General features: G+C 62.9%; 9 protein-coding genes and 9 pseudogenes. 12 read left to right on the top strand and 6 right to left on the bottom strand.

The window, feature by feature from the left end:
• Positions 1 to 560 precede the first annotated feature (560 nt).
• On the top strand, positions 561 to 731 hold the full coding sequence (locus tag IVB19_RS39060; RefSeq protein ID WP_164988433.1) for a hypothetical protein: 171 nt from the start codon (positions 561 to 563) through the stop codon (positions 729 to 731).
• Positions 721 to 2,790 (top strand): recombinase family protein, encoded by a 2,070-nt coding sequence (locus IVB19_RS39055; protein ID WP_247821867.1) that lies wholly within the window; start codon positions 721 to 723, stop codon positions 2,788 to 2,790. Before IVB19_RS39060 ends, IVB19_RS39055 begins: the two co-directional genes overlap by 11 nt.
• On the opposite strand, the gene IVB19_RS39050 is transcribed toward IVB19_RS39055, so the two are convergent.
• Positions 2,760 to 3,895, bottom strand: a protein-coding gene (locus tag IVB19_RS39050; RefSeq protein ID WP_247821865.1) for an IS3 family transposase whose coding sequence is annotated in 2 segments (ribosomal slippage) — positions 2,760 to 3,631 and positions 3,631 to 3,895 — 1,137 coding nt in all. Because the reading frame shifts where the segments join, the coding sequence is not laid out codon by codon here. The two genes, IVB19_RS39055 and IVB19_RS39050, sit on opposite strands and share 31 nt — an antisense overlap.
• A gap of 59 nt (positions 3,896 to 3,954) precedes the next feature.
• Positions 3,955 to 4,887, bottom strand: a pseudogene (locus IVB19_RS39045) (IS256 family transposase); the annotation flags it as partial.
• A 569-nt stretch (positions 4,888 to 5,456) separates the two neighbouring features.
• Here IVB19_RS39045 and ltrA point away from each other — a divergent pair.
• Both ltrA and IVB19_RS39035 read left to right on the top strand, forming a co-directional pair.
• Positions 5,457 to 6,467 (top strand): annotated as a pseudogene (gene ltrA / locus IVB19_RS39040) (group II intron reverse transcriptase/maturase).
• Positions 6,464 to 6,793 (top strand): RNA-dependent RNA polymerase family protein, encoded by a 330-nt coding sequence (locus IVB19_RS39035; RefSeq protein ID WP_247821861.1) that lies wholly within the window; start codon positions 6,464 to 6,466, stop codon positions 6,791 to 6,793. Before ltrA ends, IVB19_RS39035 begins: the two are co-directional and overlap by 4 nt.
• Before the next feature lie 273 nt (positions 6,794 to 7,066).
• Here the strand turns inward: IVB19_RS39035 and asnB are convergent, their stop codons facing one another.
• Together asnB and IVB19_RS39025 are read right to left on the bottom strand one after the other, a co-directional pair.
• Positions 7,067 to 8,893: an asparagine synthase (glutamine-hydrolyzing) gene (gene asnB, locus IVB19_RS39030; protein WP_247821859.1), complete on the bottom strand. Its 1,827-nt coding sequence runs from the start codon at positions 8,891 to 8,893 to the stop codon at positions 7,067 to 7,069.
• Between the two features lie 403 nt (positions 8,894 to 9,296).
• Positions 9,297 to 9,820: pseudogene (locus IVB19_RS39025) on the bottom strand (IS701 family transposase); the annotation flags it as partial.
• 21 nt (positions 9,821 to 9,841) lie between these two features.
• Between IVB19_RS39025 and IVB19_RS39020 the strand changes: the two are divergent.
• The 4 genes and pseudogenes from IVB19_RS39020 (at position 9,842) to IVB19_RS39005 (ending at position 12,194) form a co-directional block, all read left to right on the top strand.
• On the top strand, positions 9,842 to 10,198 hold the full coding sequence (locus IVB19_RS39020) for an RNA-dependent RNA polymerase family protein (RefSeq protein WP_247822328.1): 357 nt from the start codon (positions 9,842 to 9,844) through the stop codon (positions 10,196 to 10,198).
• 241 nt (positions 10,199 to 10,439) lie between these two features.
• Positions 10,440 to 11,219: pseudogene (locus IVB19_RS39015) on the top strand (IS256 family transposase); the annotation flags it as partial.
• 329 nt (positions 11,220 to 11,548) lie between these two features.
• Positions 11,549 to 11,865: pseudogene (locus IVB19_RS39010) on the top strand (transposase); the annotation flags it as partial.
• Between the two features lie 5 nt (positions 11,866 to 11,870).
• Positions 11,871 to 12,194 (top strand): hypothetical protein, encoded by a 324-nt coding sequence (locus tag IVB19_RS39005; protein ID WP_247821857.1) that lies wholly within the window; start codon positions 11,871 to 11,873, stop codon positions 12,192 to 12,194.
• On the opposite strand, the pseudogene IVB19_RS39000 reads toward IVB19_RS39005, so the two are convergent.
• A pseudogene (locus IVB19_RS39000) lies at positions 12,173 to 13,390 on the bottom strand (IS110 family RNA-guided transposase). The gene IVB19_RS39005 and the pseudogene IVB19_RS39000 sit on opposite strands and share 22 nt — an antisense overlap.
• Before the next feature lie 268 nt (positions 13,391 to 13,658).
• Between IVB19_RS39000 and IVB19_RS38995 the strand changes: the two are divergent.
• Positions 13,659 to 13,902: pseudogene (locus IVB19_RS38995) on the top strand (IS256 family transposase); the annotation flags it as partial.
• Between the two features lie 287 nt (positions 13,903 to 14,189).
• Here the strand turns inward: IVB19_RS38995 and IVB19_RS38990 are convergent.
• A pseudogene (locus IVB19_RS38990) lies at positions 14,190 to 14,345 on the bottom strand (IS3 family transposase); the annotation flags it as partial.
• Positions 14,346 to 14,748: 403 nt separating this feature from the next.
• On the opposite strand from IVB19_RS38990, the gene IVB19_RS38985 reads away from it, so the two are divergent.
• The 3 genes and pseudogenes from IVB19_RS38985 (at position 14,749) to tnpC (ending at position 17,174) form a co-directional block, all read left to right on the top strand.
• On the top strand, positions 14,749 to 15,171 hold the full coding sequence (locus IVB19_RS38985; protein ID WP_247821852.1) for a transposase: 423 nt from the start codon (positions 14,749 to 14,751) through the stop codon (positions 15,169 to 15,171).
• The gene (gene tnpB / locus IVB19_RS38980; protein WP_247821849.1) at positions 15,168 to 15,521 is read left to right on the top strand and encodes an IS66 family insertion sequence element accessory protein TnpB; all 354 of its coding nucleotides are present in this window, start codon (positions 15,168 to 15,170) and stop codon (positions 15,519 to 15,521) included. Before IVB19_RS38985 ends, tnpB begins: the two co-directional genes overlap by 4 nt.
• A 69-nt stretch (positions 15,522 to 15,590) precedes the next feature.
• A pseudogene (gene tnpC / locus IVB19_RS38975) lies at positions 15,591 to 17,174 on the top strand (IS66 family transposase).
• The last annotated feature ends 7 nt before the right edge of the window (positions 17,175 to 17,181 follow it).

Here is a 17,181-nt window from a genome sequence, read left to right as displayed (position 1 = left end):
ATATGATGACCCTTTATGTTGGCTTGGACATATGAGCTGCTGCCGGTTTGATGGACACCGGGTTAAGCTAATCCCACCTTGCGCTCGAACTCAACAGGGCTGAGGTAACCGATCGTCGAGTGACGTCGGGTCGTGTTGTACAACGAGGTTTGAGAACGCCCACAGGACCGTTCTTCGCGAGGTTCTTTATCGATATCATCCTTGGTTTGGTTGCCGAGTTTGCGTTCATGGGGCCGTCGACAAGGCTGGCGATGTCGCCTTCCGCTGCACGCTGGATGGATCGCAAGCAGATCGTTGGCTGGAGGTTCCAGCATGGATGTTCGACCGGACGGCATGCCCTGAGGCGGAGCTTTTGGCAGCTCGGCCATTTGTCAGCATAACCGCACTTGCAGCGCTTTCTGCGCTTCTCGATCTGGCGTTGATGGATCGAACGCCATCAGCTGTCCTGCTTTCTAGCGCATCCAGAGCCTCTCACGACCAGAATCGGGGAGAGACCCATGTCACGGCAGACGGCAATGCCAGGGAGCGGATACCGACACAATCGACGATCGCGGCCGCAGATGGATCTGTTCGGGAGCGGCCTGTCGAACGGCGCCATCGGCGCACCAGCATGGCTGGAGCTGCCGGCGGAAGCCCGGGCGGCCCTCACAAGCCTGATGACGCAGTTGATCGTCGACCATGCTGCGATGACAGCGACGCCGCGCGCGAAGGAGGTCGGTCATGATCTCTGACAAGGTCAGGCCTCATCATCTGGAGCGCAAGGCGATTCTTTACGTGCGTCAATCCTCGGCACATCAGGTGTTGCACAATCGCGAGAGCAGCGCGTTGCAATACGCCATGCGGGACCGGCTGACGGCGCTCGGTTGGTCTGAGATCGAAGTGATCGATGATGATCTCGGTCGTTCAGCCGCCGGCGGGGTACAACGCGCTGGTTTTGAGCGGATGGTAGCGGAGGTTTGCCTCGGTAAGGTTGGTGCGGTTTGCGCCCGCGAGGTCTCGCGCTTCGCTCGCAACAGCCGGGATTGGCAGCAACTCATCGAGATGTGCCGCGTGGTCGACACCGTTCTGGTCGATCAGGAGACTATCTATGCGCCAAGGCACGGCAACGACCGCCTGCTGCTCGGGCTCAAGGGTAGCCTCAACGAGTACGAGCTGGATCTGTTGCGCCAGCGCTCGCTCTCGGCCCGCTACGAGAAGGCGCGCCGGGGCGAGTTGATTGTGGCGGCGCCCGTTGGCTTCGTGAAGGCCGGCGACCGCTATGAGAAAGATCCGGATCGGCGCGTCCAGGAAGCGATCCAGTTGGTGTTCGACAAGGTCGAGGAACTGGGCAGTGCCCGACAGGCGCTCTGCTGGCTCCACGAGTACAATCTCGATCTGCCGGTGAAGCAGTCCAACGGCGACACAGCCTGGCGGCGACCGAGTTACTCCGCCATCCACCGGATCATTGAGAACCCGGTCTACGGCGGCGCCTATGCCTATGGTAAGACGGCTGTGGCGGCGGGATACACCGCCGAGGGCGTGAGCGTGAAGATCCGCCGCAAGACGCGGAACGAATGGTTGACGTTGAAGCCTAATACCCACGACGGGTATGTGAGCTGGGAGAGGTTCGAGGCGATCCGCGCGATGGACAGCAGCAACGTTCCCACTGGTCGGCATCACGGCGCGCCCAAGCATGGAGACGCGCTGCTGGCCGGTCTGATCCGGTGCAAGCGCTGCGGCCGCAAGCTCACGCTCCGGTACTCCGGCATGAAGCACCATATCCCGCGCTACAGCTGCAGCCGCGCTTGGATGGACAATGGTGGCCCTCACTGCATCGCCTTCGGAGGATTGCGCGTCGATGATGCAATCGAGGAAGCACTGCTTAGCGTTGTCGGCCCAGGCGCTATCGCCGCTGCAACCGCTGCCGCCAAGGAAGCCGGAGAACGACGGGATCAGGTGCGCGATGCTCTCAGTCGCGACCTCGAAGCGGCGCGCTATGCCGCCGACCGGGCTTTCCGGCAATACGATGCCGCTGACCCCGCGAACCGGCTGGTGGCGAGTGAGCTTGAAGCGCGCTGGAACAGAGCGCTCGCTCACGCGGCGGAGGTCGAGGACAAGATCGCTATGCATGATGCGGCGACGCCCGCACCCATTGCTGATCCAGCTTCGCTCGGCGTACTGGCCTCGAACCTCAAAACGGCCTGGGATGCGCCGACGACGGATGCTCGCCTCAAGAAGCGCATTGTGCGCACCCTCGTCCATGAGGTCGTGGCCGATATCGACGATGCGGCCTCCGAGATCGTCCTCATCGTCCACTGGGTCGGCGGCGTTCACAGCGAGATACGCTTGCCCAAGCGCCGGCGCGGGCAGCGTAACAGCACCTCCGCCAACATCATCGAGGCTGTGCGCCGACTGGTGCTGATCGCCAGCGACGATCTGATCGCCGGCCTCCTCAACCGCAACGGCCTCGAGACCGGTAACGGCAATCGCTGGACGCGCGAGCGTGTTACTTCGCTGCGCTCGAACTATCGCATCCCGGTGTTCAAGCCCGCCGAGGACGGCATCGAGCACTGGCTAAACCTCAGCAACGCCGCCAAGCTCCTGAAGATCGCGCCCAAGACGCTCCGGCTGGCCGCTGAAGCCGGTGAAATCGAAGCCATCCATCCTCTGTCGGATGGTCCTTGGATCTTCGCCCGCAGCTCGCTGATAACAACTGCTGCTCGATCTATCGCCGAACGAGCGCGACAGAACCCAAGATACCCCACGGGATCGAATCCCAATCAGCAAAGTCTTTTCTCTTCAACAACATAGACAGATGGGTGTTCTGATGCGCGGTTGTAGAACCGCTCGATGTAATCGAACACATCTGCTCTGGCCTCGTTCCTGGTGCGATAGGTTTTGCGCTCGGTGCGTTCGGTTTTCAGCGACGAGAAGAAGCTCTCCATCGCCGCGTTGTCCCAGACGTTGCCGGACCGACTCATGCTGCAGACGATGCCGCTATCAGCCATCAAGCGCTGGAACTGCTCGCTGACGTACTGGCTGCCGCGATCGGAATGATGCATCAGGGCATCCGGCTTGCCGCGCCGCCAGACCGCCATCAACAGGGCGTCCGCAACCAACTGGGCGGTCATGCTGGCGCTCATCGACCAGCCGACCACCCGGCGCGAGAACAGGTCGATCACCGCCGACACATAGAGCCAGCCCTCAGCCGTCCAGATGTAGGTGAAGTCGGCGATCCACTTCTGGTTCGGGCGCTCGGCCTCGAACTGCCGATCCAGAAGATTCGACGCCACATTCGCAATCTGGCGATGGCCTGCGTCCTTCGGCAGACGCCGGCGTCGTGGCCGCGCCCGCAGGGCCTGCAGGCGCATCAGCCGTTCGACCCGGTGCAGGCCGCATTCGACGCCGTCCGCCAGAAGGTCTCGCCAGACGCGCCGCGCGCCGTAAGTCCGGTCACTGGCAAGGAAGCTGACCTTGACCTGCTGGCCTACGGTCTCGTCGCTCCGGGATCTGGCGCTGGGCGATCGGTTCAGCCAGGCATGAAAGCCCGACCGCGACACGCCCATCGCTTCGCATAGCCATGCCACCGGCCAGATGCCCCGGTGCTTCGCGATGAAGCCGAACTTCATGTCGCTTCCTTCGCGAAGTAGGCAGCGGCCTTTTTTAGGATATCCCGCTCCGCCTTCAGCTTGTTGACCTCGCGCCGCAGCCGCTCGATCTCCAATTGCTCAGGCTTCAGTTGCCCGTGGCCGGGGAACGACTGCGCAGCGTCGAAGCCGAACTCCTTCACCCATTTGCGCAGCACGTTCTCATGAACGCCCAGGTCTCGGCCAGCTTGCGCCACAGATACCCCGCGCTCCCTGACGAGCTTGACCGCCTCGATCTTGAACTCTCGACTGAACTTCCGTCTCTGCATGACCCACCTCTGGCTCGATAAAACACCCAATCTCGGTGTCCATCAAACCGGCAGCAGCTCACGTCGGTCTCGGCCTCGTCTAGGAAGCAGGCCAACTTCGGCAGCTTTGGCCGGAGCTGATCGGCAACCTTCCGCCACTGTGCTCGCGCGGCTTCGGCATCGTCCTGTGCGAATGCTGTGGCAATGAAGGCCGAGACGACGCGGCGGCCGCTCTTGCCGGCATGCGCCAGCGCGTTGCGCATGAAGTGGACGCGGCACCGCTGCCAGCCGGCATTGAGCACCTTGGCTACGGTGGCCTTGATGCCCTCGTGGGCGTCAGACACCACCAGCTTGACACCGCGCAGGCCGCGGCGGGTGAGCTTGCGCAGGAACGCCGTCCAGAACGTCTCGGCCTCGGACGGCCCGATGTCCATGCCCAGAACCTCGCGCCGGCCGTCGCTGTTGACGCCGACCGCGACAATCACCGCGACTGAGACGATGCGGCCATTCTGGCGCACCTTCACGTAGGTGGCGTTCCACAGATATGGCCAGTCGCCCTCGATCGGACGGGCGAGGAAGGCCTTCACCTTGTCGTCGATCTCGCCGCACAGCCGGCTGACCTGGCTCTTGGAGATGCCGGTCATGCCCATGGCCTGCACCAGATCGTCGACCGAGCGGGTCGAAACGCCCTGCACATAGGCCTCCTGCACCACGGCGGTGAGCGCCTTCTCGGCCATGCGCCGCGGCTCCAGGAAGCCCGGGAAGTAGGAGCCCTTGCGCAGCTTGGGGATGCGCAGCTCGACGGCGCCGGCACGGGTCTCCCAGATCCGGTCGCGGTAACCGTTACGCTGGGCCAGGCGTTCGGGGTTCTTCTCGCCATAGGCCGCCCCGGTCTGGCCTCCCACTTCCAGCTCCATCAGACGCTGGGCGGCAAAGCCGATCACCTCGCGCAGCAGATCGGCGTCGGGGGTCTTCTCTACCAGCGTGCGCAGGTTCATCATGTCGTCGGTCATCAGTGGTTCCTCGGTTGCGTTGGCGTGTCGCAATCCTACCGGAGAACTGCCGATGACCACCGCAAAGCCGCCCGCCCGCTACGGCGCTATTGGGGGCGCGCGTCCGGGCGGCTTTGCTCTACCGAGCTACACCACCACCGGGGAGTACGTCATGCCAAGCTGATGAATGCTTGTGGGTACAAGTCCCATCCGGCCAAAGCCATAGCAGGCAAGCCGGGACCAAGTCTTGCGGGCGTCGCGGCAACGCGGGGTTCGAAGTGTAGACAGGAGCCATGCGGGGTGCGGGAATGAGCCTCGAAAGGTGGATGTTCGCGGAGGCCGAGTGTGTTCCCTAAACACGAAGGCAGCATGAGCATTGTCGCTATGCGAGACGATGCCGCTCGGTCGGGGTCGATGGCCGCATCACGCATGGAAGGCAATCATCGGAACATGAGAGGCCCGACCGGGTCCGTCGGATTGGTCTCCAACGGGGGGCAGCGGCAAGGCACTGCCAGAGCCGCGGTCCGAGCTGAGGTCGGGAGTCGGACTGGTCCATAGTACCTGTGAAGTCGTCGAAGGAAACGAGACGCATGGAGGGAAGGGAGCAGCCCGAGGGGAGCCCGCGCGAGAAGGCCAGGGTCCGGACACAGAGCCGGGTTGCCTTGCCGCCGAACCTCGAACGGGTGAACGCGGCGGCCAAGCAGGCTGCCCAAACCCGGTTCACAGCCTTGCTGCACCACGTCGACGAGGACGCCCTGCTTCGGGCGTTTCGACGACAAAAGCGGCAGGCCAGCGCGGGGGTCGATGGGGTAACGGTGGCGAAGTACGAAGAGAGGCTCACGGACAACCTGCGCGAGCTCTGCGGACGCGTCCACACGGGTTGCTACCGGCCACAGCCGGTGCGACGAGTCTACATCCCCAAAGCCGATGGCGGTAAGCGGCCTCTTGGTGTGCCGGCGCTAGAGGACAAGATTGTCCAAAGCGCGGTAGCCGAGGTGCTGAGTGCCGTCTATGAAGCCGACTTCCTCGGGTTCTCCTACGGCTTCCGGCCGGGGCGGAACCCTCATATGGCGCTTGACGCCTTGCACACGGCGATCATGAGCCAGCGCGTCAACTGGGTGCTCGATGCCGACATACGCAACTTCTTCGACGCGGTCGACCACGAGTGGCTATTGCGGATGGTGGCGCACAGGATCGCCGATCCTCGCATCTTGCGGCTCATCGAGCTGTGGCTGCGGGCCGGCGTTCTTGAGAGCGGCGAGAAGCAAGAAACGGACAGGGGTACCCCGCTGGGGGCGGGCATCAGCCCGCTCCTCGCCAACATCTTTCTGCACTAGATCCTCGACCTCTGGATCCATCAATGGCGCCGTCGCCGCGCACGCGGTCGCGTTGTGGCCGTGCGCTATGCGGACGACTTCGTCATGGGCTTCGAGAACAAGGCGGAGGCGCAGGAGATGCTCTTGGCCCTCAAGGCGCGGCTGGCCAGCTTTGGCCTGATGCTTCATGAGGGCAAGACGCGGCTGATCGAGTTCGGCCGGTTTGCGGCCCTCTCGCGTCAGCGGCGCGGCGAGCGGCGACCCGGGACGGCCGGTTTATCGTGAAGCACAAAACGGAAGGGAAGCGCCTGACGCGCAAGCTGACGGCGTTGCGCCAGGAAGCCTGGCGGCTCATGCACGAATCACTGACCACCCAGCACGAGTGGTGCGCCGCAGTGCTGCGTGGACACTACGGCTACTACGGCAGGCCGCACAATTATCCAGCGCTCAACGGCTTCTATCGCGAAGTGCGTCGGACTTGGCTACGCTGTCTGAGACGGCGCAGTCAGAAAAGCCGGCGCATGGGCTGGTCGGAGTTCGAGACCCTGACGGCACGCTTCCGTCTGCCCGTTCCACGCGTCACTCGCACTTGGGCGCAGGCGCGGATATGACGCGGGTTACCCTCGGGAAGAGCCGGGTGCGGGAAAGCCACCCGCCCGGATCTGTGAGGGCGAAAGCCAAATGGCTGAGCTACTCGACCATGACCCAATCCCTCATTCGATCTTGCAAGGAAATCGGCCCCGCCATTGCGATTGCCGGCAAAATCAATCGTCGGCATTCCTCGAATTCGCCCGTAACTTCGGGCTGTTCGCGTTACTTCACGGGCGACTATCTGCATTGAGGGCCGATTGGTCCCGCTCAACCACAATTTTGGTCCCGCCCTCTCAGATTTTGACGCTCACTTTGTACTCGGTCAGGAAATCCTGGAGGGTCAGGAGATTCTCGACGGACCTGACGTTGTCGTTGAGCAACGCGCGGGAACCTTCGAGGGATAATAATGGTGCAATTGCCGCATTCCGGTCATTCAGCAGTGTGTTGAATCGCTTGCGCAGCATTCCGTCGTAGTTCGGGTCCTGGATAGGCGGATACACGCTTTTGACTCGCTGTACGACGGACTGCGGCAGCAGGTCCGCGGTCGCAGCCCGCAGCAGGCTCTTCTCGCGCCCGTCGAAAACTTTGTGGGCCCAAGGGGTGCCGAACACGTATTCTACAAGGCGGTGGTCACAGTAAGGGACCCGTACCTCGAGACCCGAAGCCATGCTTAGCCGGTCCTTGCGGTCGAGCATCCTAGGCAGGTAACGCGTGAGAAAGAGGTAGCAGACCTCGCGCATGCGACGCTCGTGCGGATCGGCCGAGGCGGGCCCCGCGATGGGGGGGACTTCAGCAAGCGCCCTGCGGTACTGCGCGTTGAGGTAGCCGGGGAGGTCGAGCTTGTCCACGAGGCCGCGCTCTAGGGACTGCCAGACGGTATCCACGCTAACGCCGAACCAGGGAAACGTGTCGGACTGGAGGCGCGCGGGATCGTGAAACCAAGAGTATCCGCCGAAAAGCTCATCGGCTGACTCGCCGGACAGGGCGACCGTCGAGTGTTGCCGGATGGCCCGAAACAGCAGATAGAGCGAGCTGTCGATGTCGCCCATGGTGAACGGTAGGTCGCGCGCACGGAGCGTGCTGATCCGCACGTCCGGGTCCATGAGCTCGTCGGCCGACAACGTTATGTTCGTGTGGTCGGTGCCAACGAACTTGGCGACCTCCTGCACGTATGGGCCGTCGGGCGTGGCGCACATCGGGCCAGGCATAAAGTTGTCGGTGTAGCCGACGAAATCGATCGCGACGGACCGGAGCCCTTCGTCGCTGAAGCGACTGGCCAATGCGGTCATGGCGGACGAGTCAAGCCCCCCCGACAACAGCGTGCACAGTGGTACATCCGCAATGAGCTGCCGCTGGATCGTGTCCTCGAGCAGCTCTCGGACGCGGCGCACGGTGGTAGGGACGTCGTCAGAGTGCGCGCTGTCGGTGAGCTGCCAGTAGTTCACCTGCTTGATCCCGTCGCGGGTTACGCGCACGATGTGGCCGGGCCGTACCTCACGCATGCTGCGGAATACGGTGTTATACGGGTCGGCCACAGAACATAGCGTGCGACGAAGCCCGTCGGCGTCCATGACTCTTTCCGCGAGACGATTAGCGAGGATCGCCTTTGGTTCTGAGCCGAACAACACTCCGTGCTCTGTGGGATAGTAGTAAAGCGGCTTGATGCCGAGACGATCGCGGATGAGAAGCAGTTCCCGCGTGTGAGTGTCCCAGAGGGCGTAGGCAAACATCCCGTTAAGTTCGCTCACGGCCATGCGGGGATCGCGTTGGCCCCACTCGCGGTGGGCACGCAGCACCACCTCGGTGTCACTGTTCGTCTCGAAACGATGGCCTCGCGCGGCGAGCCGCTGGCGCAGCTCGCGGTAGTTGTAGGTCTCGCCGGTGTAGACGAGCACCAATGCGGGTCGACCTTCCTCTTCGAGAGTCATCGGCTGGCGACCGCCCTCGATGTCGATGATCGCGAGGCGGCGATGTCCCAGCGCCGCGGGGCCATCGATCCAAGTCCCCTCGCCGTCTGGACCCCGGCGGGCCATGGTGTCAGTCATGGTGGCAATCTCCAGTCGCGCGTCCGGCGCTCTTAGATCTCGATCGAAGTCAATCCATCCACAGATGCCGCACATTTTCTGCTCCGATCTTAGCCTTTGTACGCAAGTCCAGGGCCTACGTCACCGCGCCACGCTAATCGCTCATGGCAACCTGGTCGGTCCGGCTTGAGCAGCCTCGACGATCTTGACGGCTCGTGCCTACAGGCTGACGTAGCACAACACTACACACCAAACACCGACCTGTTCTGGTGGTCCGCGTCAATCTCGGTGAAGACCGATGCCAAACGAAAATGTGCCTTCCCGACGGCGCGCATTATCAGTGGAGAGGAAGGATCCACCCAGATAGTTGTCGATGATCTGGTGCTGACGAGCGGCTTGGACGAGCAACCGGACGGACCGAAGCCTCGAGACAAAGGATCGTCTTGGGTGGGAGCAATCCAGCGGGCCATAACGTAAGTGAAATCTGAGCACGCCTCGTGATCTCCTTGGGCACGCCGGCTTTGCGCCGACGCGGACGGCCGGTCGCCCACTCCTTTTGGTAGATAAAGGCGATACGCCACCGGCAGGCTCGCTGCCGGTTGATAGGGTCACGGCGACCTTACAATTGTCTTGCTTGCCCAGTTGGCCGCAATATTGCCGTGCAACTTCGACCGAATGCCGCCCTTTCTTAGGAAAGCTCGTTTCGTCGATGATCCAAGCTTCGATCTCTCCCGCTCGTTCGATGCTCGGCAGCACTAACTCACGGACCTTGGCCAACACTTGCTGGTCCGACCAGTCGCGTTGAGCGACAAATTGCAATAGCGATCGTGCTGCGCTGCTGTCCGCTCAGGAGCCGTGATCGCCGCCATCGTCTCGACACTCTCGCGATCGTAAGGCATCATCAGACCGGTACAGTAATCGCGAAGCGGTTTCGCTCGGCCTGCGTGCCGGATCAAGCTCGTAAAGACCATCAACATACGCGGAAAACCGCGACGCGACGTCCCCCGATTTTGCCAGACCCATCTCAGCCTCTCCGCATGCCTGTTGCTTCATGAGGGCAAGACGCGGCTGATCGAGTTCGGTCGATTTGCGGCCCTCTCGCGTCAGCGGCGCGGCGAGCGGCGACCCGAGACCTTCGCCTTCCTCGGCTTCACCCACTACTGCGGGCGGACCCGGGACGGCCGGTTTATCGTGAAGCACAAAACGGAAGGGAAGCGCCTGACGCGCAAGCTGACGGCGTTGCGCCAGGAAGCCTGGCGGCTCATGCACGAGTCACTGACCACCCAGCACGAGTGGTTCGCCGCAGTGCTGCGTGGACACTACGGCTACTACGGCAGACCGCTTATCCAGCGCTCAACGGCTTCTACCGCGAAGTGCGTCGGACGTGGATGCGCTGTCTGAGACGGCGCAGTCAGAAAAGTCGGCGCATGGGCTGGTCGGAGTTCGAGACCCTGACGGCACGCTTCCGTCTGCCCGTTCCACGCATCACTCGCACTTGGGCAGGCGCGGATATGACGCGGGTTACCCTCGGGAAGAGCCGGGTGGAGCTATCGCCGAAAGTTGGTGACGGCGGGAATCGGGAAGGCGGCATATCGTGGGGGTGCTTGACGCCTCCACTTCTCCACCGAAGGAGCGATATGCCGTGTCCAACGATAACGTCATCCAACTGATTCAGCCAGGAATCTTCGACGATCAACTCACAGAAGTCTTGCGCAACGGAGCACGTGCCCTTCTCGCCGCCAAGGCGGTCGAGGCCGAGGTCGCGGACTTTCTCGGCCAGCATGCCGATTTGAAGACCCGGGAGGGCCACCAGCGCGTCGTCCGCCACGGTCACCTGCCGGAGCGCGAGGTGATGACCGGTATCGGTCCGGTCGCCGTCCGCCAGCCGCGTGTACGCGATCGCGATGCCGCCGCTGCCGATCCTGGCCGCATCCGGTTCTCGCCGTCGATCCTGCCGCCCTACATGCGCCGCTCGAAGTCGATCGAGACGCTGCTGCCGATCCTATATCTGAAGGGTATCTCGACCGGCGACTTCTCCGAGGCGCTGGCGGCGCTGCTTGGCAAGGATGCTGCCGGATTGTCGGTATCCGCAATCGGCCGCCTGAAGGACGGCTGGCTCGACGAGCACACCGCCTGGCAGAAGCGCGATCTGTCGGCCAAGCGCTACGTCTACATCTGGGCTGATGGCATCCACCTCGAAGCCCGGCTCGAAGACGAAAAGCAATGCATCCTGGTGCTGATCGGCGTGACGCTGGAAGGCCGCAAGGAACTGGTCGGCTTCACCGATGGCGCCCGGGAGAGCGCGCACGATTGGCGCGATCTGCTGCTCGACCTGAAGCGGCGCGGGCTCGACGTGGCGCCGCAGCTTACCATCGCCGACGGCGCGCTCGGGTTGCCGACGGCGTGTGCGCTCAGGTTCCCGACAATCGACGCCGTTCGGTCCGATAGTGAGTCTCGATAGATCTGTCTCTCGGGAAAGCTTCGCTGAAGACCAAATGCGAAAGAGTCAGCCGCCACGCGAAACTCTTGTCATTGTCGGCGGCCATAAATGGGTTGGAACATTCAACGATGGCGGCATCCTTCAGCTGATTGATCAAGGGAACAATGGCGTGATCGGCTGGAAGAGCCGCGCCGCTCGTCAGCGCCTTCATCTCGGCAGGTTGAAGCGTAAACCGCTGCACGCCCGTAGCCGGATCGCTCGCTTTGTCAGCTCCAGGCTTTGCAAATGCAACGCTGTACTTGTCACCGTCCTTCTGGAAGGCCGCTGGCGAGCTCTGGCCGAAAACGCGCGAGCAGCGCTGCTGGGTGCACAAGACCGCCAACGTGCTCGCCAAGTTACCGAAGAGCCAGCAGCCGAAGGCCAAACGCGCGTTGCAGGAGATCTGGATGGCTGAAACGAAGTCGCCGCCGAGCTGGCTTTCGACGCCTTCATCGAGAGCTACGCGCTGAAGTACGAAAAGGCCGCCGATTGCCTGAGCAAGGATCGAGACACGCTACTGGCGTTCTACGACTTCCCGGCCGAGCACTGGAAACACTTGCGGACGACGGATGAGATGGACAAGCGATTTTTTTCATGACCGAGATGACGATTGCAGAAATCTCGTACGTCCATTCTTTTGTTCGGCTGCGCCGCGGGCCATTCTTCCGCCCCGGCCATGGATCTCGCAGCCGCCGCGCGCAGGGGCGGTCAAGGCTGGCCGCGTTTGCGGCCACCGCAAGGCTTGGCCTTGACCGGCCCGAGCACGGCGGCATGCTGGCGTGGAACGGGACTGCATTCCTGGCTGGCACTTGCCGTCAGGCGGGATTATCCTGGGTGGGCGCGGGCGACCTCGTGGCGAAGCGTGGCGCATCGGCTGCAAGCGCCACCAGGCTGCCCTATTTTGTCTTGCCGAGTTGAGGCGCCCGCGCGCCGGTTTTTGGCCGCCGTGGTTTCCATTGCGTCACCAAGCGCTCGTAGCTTTGCTCCGCCTGTGCGGCAATCAACATCTCGCGGTCGCGCAGTGCCTTGATGTTGTAGGCATACGCTGGCCCACGCCGGCTGCCTTTCTGTTGCGGATGTCCGGCTTGAAGCTGGATCGCGCGGGTCTTGATGGCGACCAGTGCCGGGCGCCCCCACAGGTAATCCTCGCCCTTCGTCAACAAATGCCAGCAAAGCACGGTGAGCTTCCGGGCCACGGCCACCGCGGCGATCTGATGGCCGCGCCGGGCGCGGATGCGCACGAAAAACGCATGCAGCGGACCGGGCGCCTTGGCCGCTGCCCAGGCCGCCTCGACCAGCATGGCGCGCGCGTGACTGCGGCCGATCTTGCTGATGCGGCCGTGATGGGCGGCGCCCAGTCCGGACTGCCGTACCCGCGGGTTCAGCCCACAATAGCTCACCAGCTTCTGCGGGCTGTTGAACCGGCTGATGTCGCCGATGGCCGCCATGATGCCGGCAGCGACCGCCAAGTTGACGCCGGTGATCGTCATCAATCTGTTGACCGCGGAATCGTCGATGGCGTCCTGCGCGATCTCGCGGTCGAGCAGGGCCAGATCTTCCGTCAGCCGGTCAAGCTCGCGGACGTGCCGATCGATCGCCGCGCGCTCATCGTCCGGCAACGGTTGGGCGGCCAACCACCCGGCCGCGGCCGTTGAAAAGATCGGCATGCGGGCACTTCGGGATCAGGTGCGCGTGCAGGATCGAATGCACCTCGTTCTTGAGCCGCGTGCGATGGCGCACGACCTGGTAGCGCCGCGCCACCAGCCGACGCTTGCGTTCCGTCTCCGCGTCAGGCGTCCAGATCTGCGGCAGGTACCCAGCCGCCTGCAGACTGGCGAGCGTGCCGGCATCGATCTTGTCGGTCTTGACGTGAGCCTGGGCGATCGCCTTCACACCTGCAGCGGATTGGCGATAATCACCCGTGCCACGAACGGGGCCAGAACCCGCGATACCGCCATGCTGTTGCCAGTCGCTTCGACCACCACCTCATCACTGGCCAGCAGCGTCTTGCCAAATCCCTCCAACGCAGTCCGCGTCATATCAACCCGGCCCGCATGTCGGAGCCTGCCATCCTCCCAAATCACCACTTCCCCGAAAGTTCGGTGGACGTCGATGCCAATCACCCGTCGCATTCGCACCTCCTGCCAATCAGACCACATGACGGGAGCTACGGGCGACACGACAACTACGGATTCGCGCTCTCAGCGCAACCGGGCGAGTCGCAGAGGCGGCCAGCTACTAACTCGAGCTCGCGGCTCATCGAATGCATCGGCCTGCCCGCACCTTTCGTGCTCCCGGTGCCTCTGTCCCGATGGTCGCACCATACGCTACGATCCTGAATATCGCAGCGGAACATCGGCACCCAGAAACTCTCATACCGGTACCAACCCGATCGAAAGCACCTTCGCCACCGTGCGCCATCGCACGATCCGATCGAAGGGCTGCCTGTCCAAACAGGACCGCGCTCGCGATGGTCTTCAAACTGCTGGAAACCGCGCAGAGAAGCTGGCGCGGCCTCGACGGCACCAACCAGTTGCCAAAACTCGTTCTTGGTGTGACATTCAACGACGGGATTGAGGTCATCGCCAAGCCGACCGACCGTCAGCCCACAACCGCCGCCGCCTGACCGGCGCCGGCCGTCACCAAAATTTGGCGATAGCTCAGCCGGGTGCGGGAAATCCGCTCGCCCGGATCTGTGAGGGCGAAAGCCAAATGGCTGAGCTACTCGACCACGATCTTCCAGGATTCCGACTTTCGCGGAATGACCTTCTGTTCCTGGGTCACGGTAACGTCTGTGTGAGACGCTCCGGGCTGCCCGGGGGTGCCCTTTGGGTGAACGCTCCTGCTCGCCCGCAGCTCCATTCCCTGCCAGTTCAAACCTTGCCATCAGATTAAGTCGACACTTCTACAGCCCAACGCGAGGCACTCGCGCGTGCACTTGTCGACCAGGGTCAGGATGCGGAAGCAGCGGCCATCGGTAAGCTGATCGGAGACGAAGTCGAGCAAGCAGCGGTCATTCGGCACTATCGGCACCACCATCCGCGTCCTGGTCCCGAGCGCCCGGACCCTTACCGGCTGCGAGCACCACGCCGAAGGTCTTCAGTAGACCACGAATTTGATTGTAAAGCGTCGTACGAATCGCGACGAGTTCGCTTCTGGCTGAGAGCAGGGCTCGGATACGACAGCTCTGCAGGCTCTTGATGGCGACGGGCCGGTACAACCGGAGCGGACCACTTGCGCGATCCCAAATGCATCGTTCACTTGTAGCGAGAGCGTCGCCGCGACATGGCGCGCGTGGATGCAGTCGATTGGAACTTCGAGAGCGCGCAGCCCATGCCAAAGCCAGATCGCCAGCGGCCCGGTTTCCATAGCAACCCGAACCGCGTCTGGAGGTAAGCGCGAAGCCGATACCCTTGCTTCAGAATTCGAATGAAGGTGCGAAAGAAGCCTCCGGCTTGGACGGAGGTTCGGGATGGGATTGGACAGCAAAAAGGACGTCCATTTGGACGGCTCAACGAGGGGGTCGGTGAGCCGGCTGGAGGTTCTTGAAGGAGCATCGGGGCGCCGCGTACGTTTGGAAGCTGAGAGAGCTCGGATCGTCGCCGAGAGTCTGTTACCCGGTGCCCAGGTGTCCGAGGTGGCGCGCAAGCACGGAGCGACGCGCTGGCAAATCTACGATTGGCGGCGGCGGTTTCGACAGCGAGGCATGTTGCCGCCGCGCGAGGTATCGCAGCCGACATTCGCGCCGCTAGTCGTGGAAGGTGCGTTGGAGGAGCGTCAGGTTCCGGCGATCAAGCTTGAGATCGCGATCGGCGATGTCGTGCTGCGGACGGACACAGCCATAGATGGCGAGCAGCTGTCCCGTGTGATCCGCGCGATGCGAGCGTCACGATGATCGCGGCCGGTGCCGATCTGAAGATTTACATCGCGACGCGGCCGATCGACTTCCGCTGTGGCCACGATGGGCTTGCGGCGAAGGTGCAGGAGATGCTTCGTCTGGACCCGTTCAGCGGCGCAGCCTTCGTGTTCCGATCGAAACGAGCGGACCGGATCAAGATTTTGGTCTGGGATCGAACGGGTCTGGTGTTGGTGCACAAGCGTCTTGAAGGTTGCAAGTTTGTTTGGCCAACGATCGCAGACGGCGTGATACGGATATCGCCGGCGATGTTCGCAGCCCTGTTCGAAGGGCTGGATTGGAGGTTGGTCCGGCCGGAAGAAGCGCGGCGTTCCCAGGCAGCTGGATGACTGCGGCAGGTTGACTCGGCAGCTATTTTGATCGTGGCACACGCGGCGGCGATGTGCTCGAAATAGCGCATGAGCATCGCGGCGCTGCGCGACGAAAACGAACGCCTGAAGGCGCTTTTGACGCAAACGCAGGCGGCCTTGAGCGAGCATCAGGGGGCGCTGGCGGCGTCGGAAGAAGCCCGACGCCGCCTGGAGATCATTCTCGGCGAATTGCGACGCGACAGGTTCGGCGCGAAATCCGAGAAGCTGCGACCAGATCAGTATCATTTGCCGCTCGAAGACGTGGAGATCGCGCAAGGCATCCTGGATGCCGCGCAGAGCCGAGGCGGCGATCCAGGGCCGATCACGGAACGCGCCAGATCATGGTTCTCATCGCAATCGCGGCTGCTTGCCTGTCCATTTGCCGCGGGTGGAGCGGATTATCGGGCCTGTGAGCACGCTTTGCCCGTGCGGTTGCGGCGCCATGACGAAGATCGGCGAGGACGTCAGCCAGCGTCTTGACGTGATCCCGGCGCAATGGCGCGTGCTGGTCACGCGCCGCCCGAAATATATCTGTCGCCGCTGCTCGGGCCCCGTCGTGCAGGCGCACGCACCGGAGCACGTCGTGCCCGGCGGGCTGCCGACCGAAGCGGCCATCGCGCACGTGATCGTCTCCAAATTTGGCGACCATACGCCATTTTACCGTCAGGCCGAGATCTATGCGCGCCAGGGAATCCGGCTTGATCGGGCGACACTGGGCAACTGGTCTGGCCGCGCCTGCTTCCATCTTCAGCCCATCGCCGACCACATGCGCCACCACCTGGCCATGGCGGATCGGCTGTTCATGGATGAGACCAAGGCGCCGGTACTCGATCCCGGGCGCGGCCAAACGAAGAAAGGCTACTTCTGGGCGATCGCCTCAGACGACCGCGGCCACAGCGGGGCAAGTCCGCCGATCGTGCTGTTCCGATATGCCCCGGTCGCAGCGGTGCCTTCGCTGAGCAGTTCCTAGATGGCTTTGGCGGACGCTTCCTGCAATGCGATGCCTATGACGGGTATGACCGGTTGAACGGAGTCGTTCGACCGCAAGGGCCATGGACGCTCGTGCATTGCTGGAGCCATTTGCGCCGGCGCTTCGTCAAATTGGTGCGCAACAGCAAGTCACCAATCGCCAAGGCCGCTGTTCGGCACATCGCGCAGCTTTACGCCATCGAAGCCATGGTGCGCGGCTCATCGCCGGACATACGGTTGGCCGCGCGCAAGGAGCACTCGCTGCCAATGGTAGCCGCGTTGAAGTCGTGGTTCGAAAAACAGCTGTCGATGATCTCCAGCGGTTCGACGCTCGCCGAGGACATCCGCTACGCGCTCAATCACTGGCAAGGTCTGACCCGCTTCCTCGAAGACGGGCGCCTCGAGCTTGACACGAACCCTGTCGAGAACGCCATCCGGCCAGTCTGCCTGACCAGAAAAAATGCGCTCTTCGCCGGTCATGAGGTCGGAGCCGAAAACTGGGCCTTGCTCGCCTCGATCGTCGCCACCTGCAAGCTCAACGACGTCAACCCGGCCGCCTACATCGCCGAAACACTCGAGACGATCATCGACGGCCATCCCCATAGCCGCATCGAAGACCTCATGCCGTGGCGATTCCGCAAAACGTCAAGCCAGCCTCAATAGGGTTGCG

The sequence above is a fragment of the Bradyrhizobium sp. 187 genome, assembly GCF_023101005.1.
Taxonomy (GTDB): Bacteria; Pseudomonadota; Alphaproteobacteria; order Rhizobiales; family Xanthobacteraceae; genus Bradyrhizobium; species Bradyrhizobium canariense_D.
The sequence above is the reverse complement of the archived record's forward strand: the minus strand, read 5'-3'. Positions and strand labels throughout refer to the sequence as shown.

Bases quoted from the DNA above. Each gene is read 5' to 3' on its own strand.
- IVB19_RS39060 (WP_164988433.1), top strand. From the start codon at position 561: ATGGATCTGTTCGGGAGCGGCCTGTCGAACGGCGCCATCGGCGCACCA.
- IVB19_RS39055 (WP_247821867.1), top strand. From the start codon at position 721: ATGATCTCTGACAAGGTCAGGCCTCATCATCTGGAGCGCAAGGCGATT.
- asnB (WP_247821859.1), bottom strand. From the start codon at position 8,893: ATGTGCGGCATCTGTGGATGGATTGACTTCGATCGAGATCTAAGAGCG.
- IVB19_RS39005 (WP_247821857.1), top strand. From the start codon at position 11,871: ATGACCGAGATGACGATTGCAGAAATCTCGTACGTCCATTCTTTTGTT.
- IVB19_RS38985 (WP_247821852.1), top strand. From the start codon at position 14,749: ATGGGATTGGACAGCAAAAAGGACGTCCATTTGGACGGCTCAACGAGG.
- tnpB (WP_247821849.1), top strand. From the start codon at position 15,168: ATGATCGCGGCCGGTGCCGATCTGAAGATTTACATCGCGACGCGGCCG.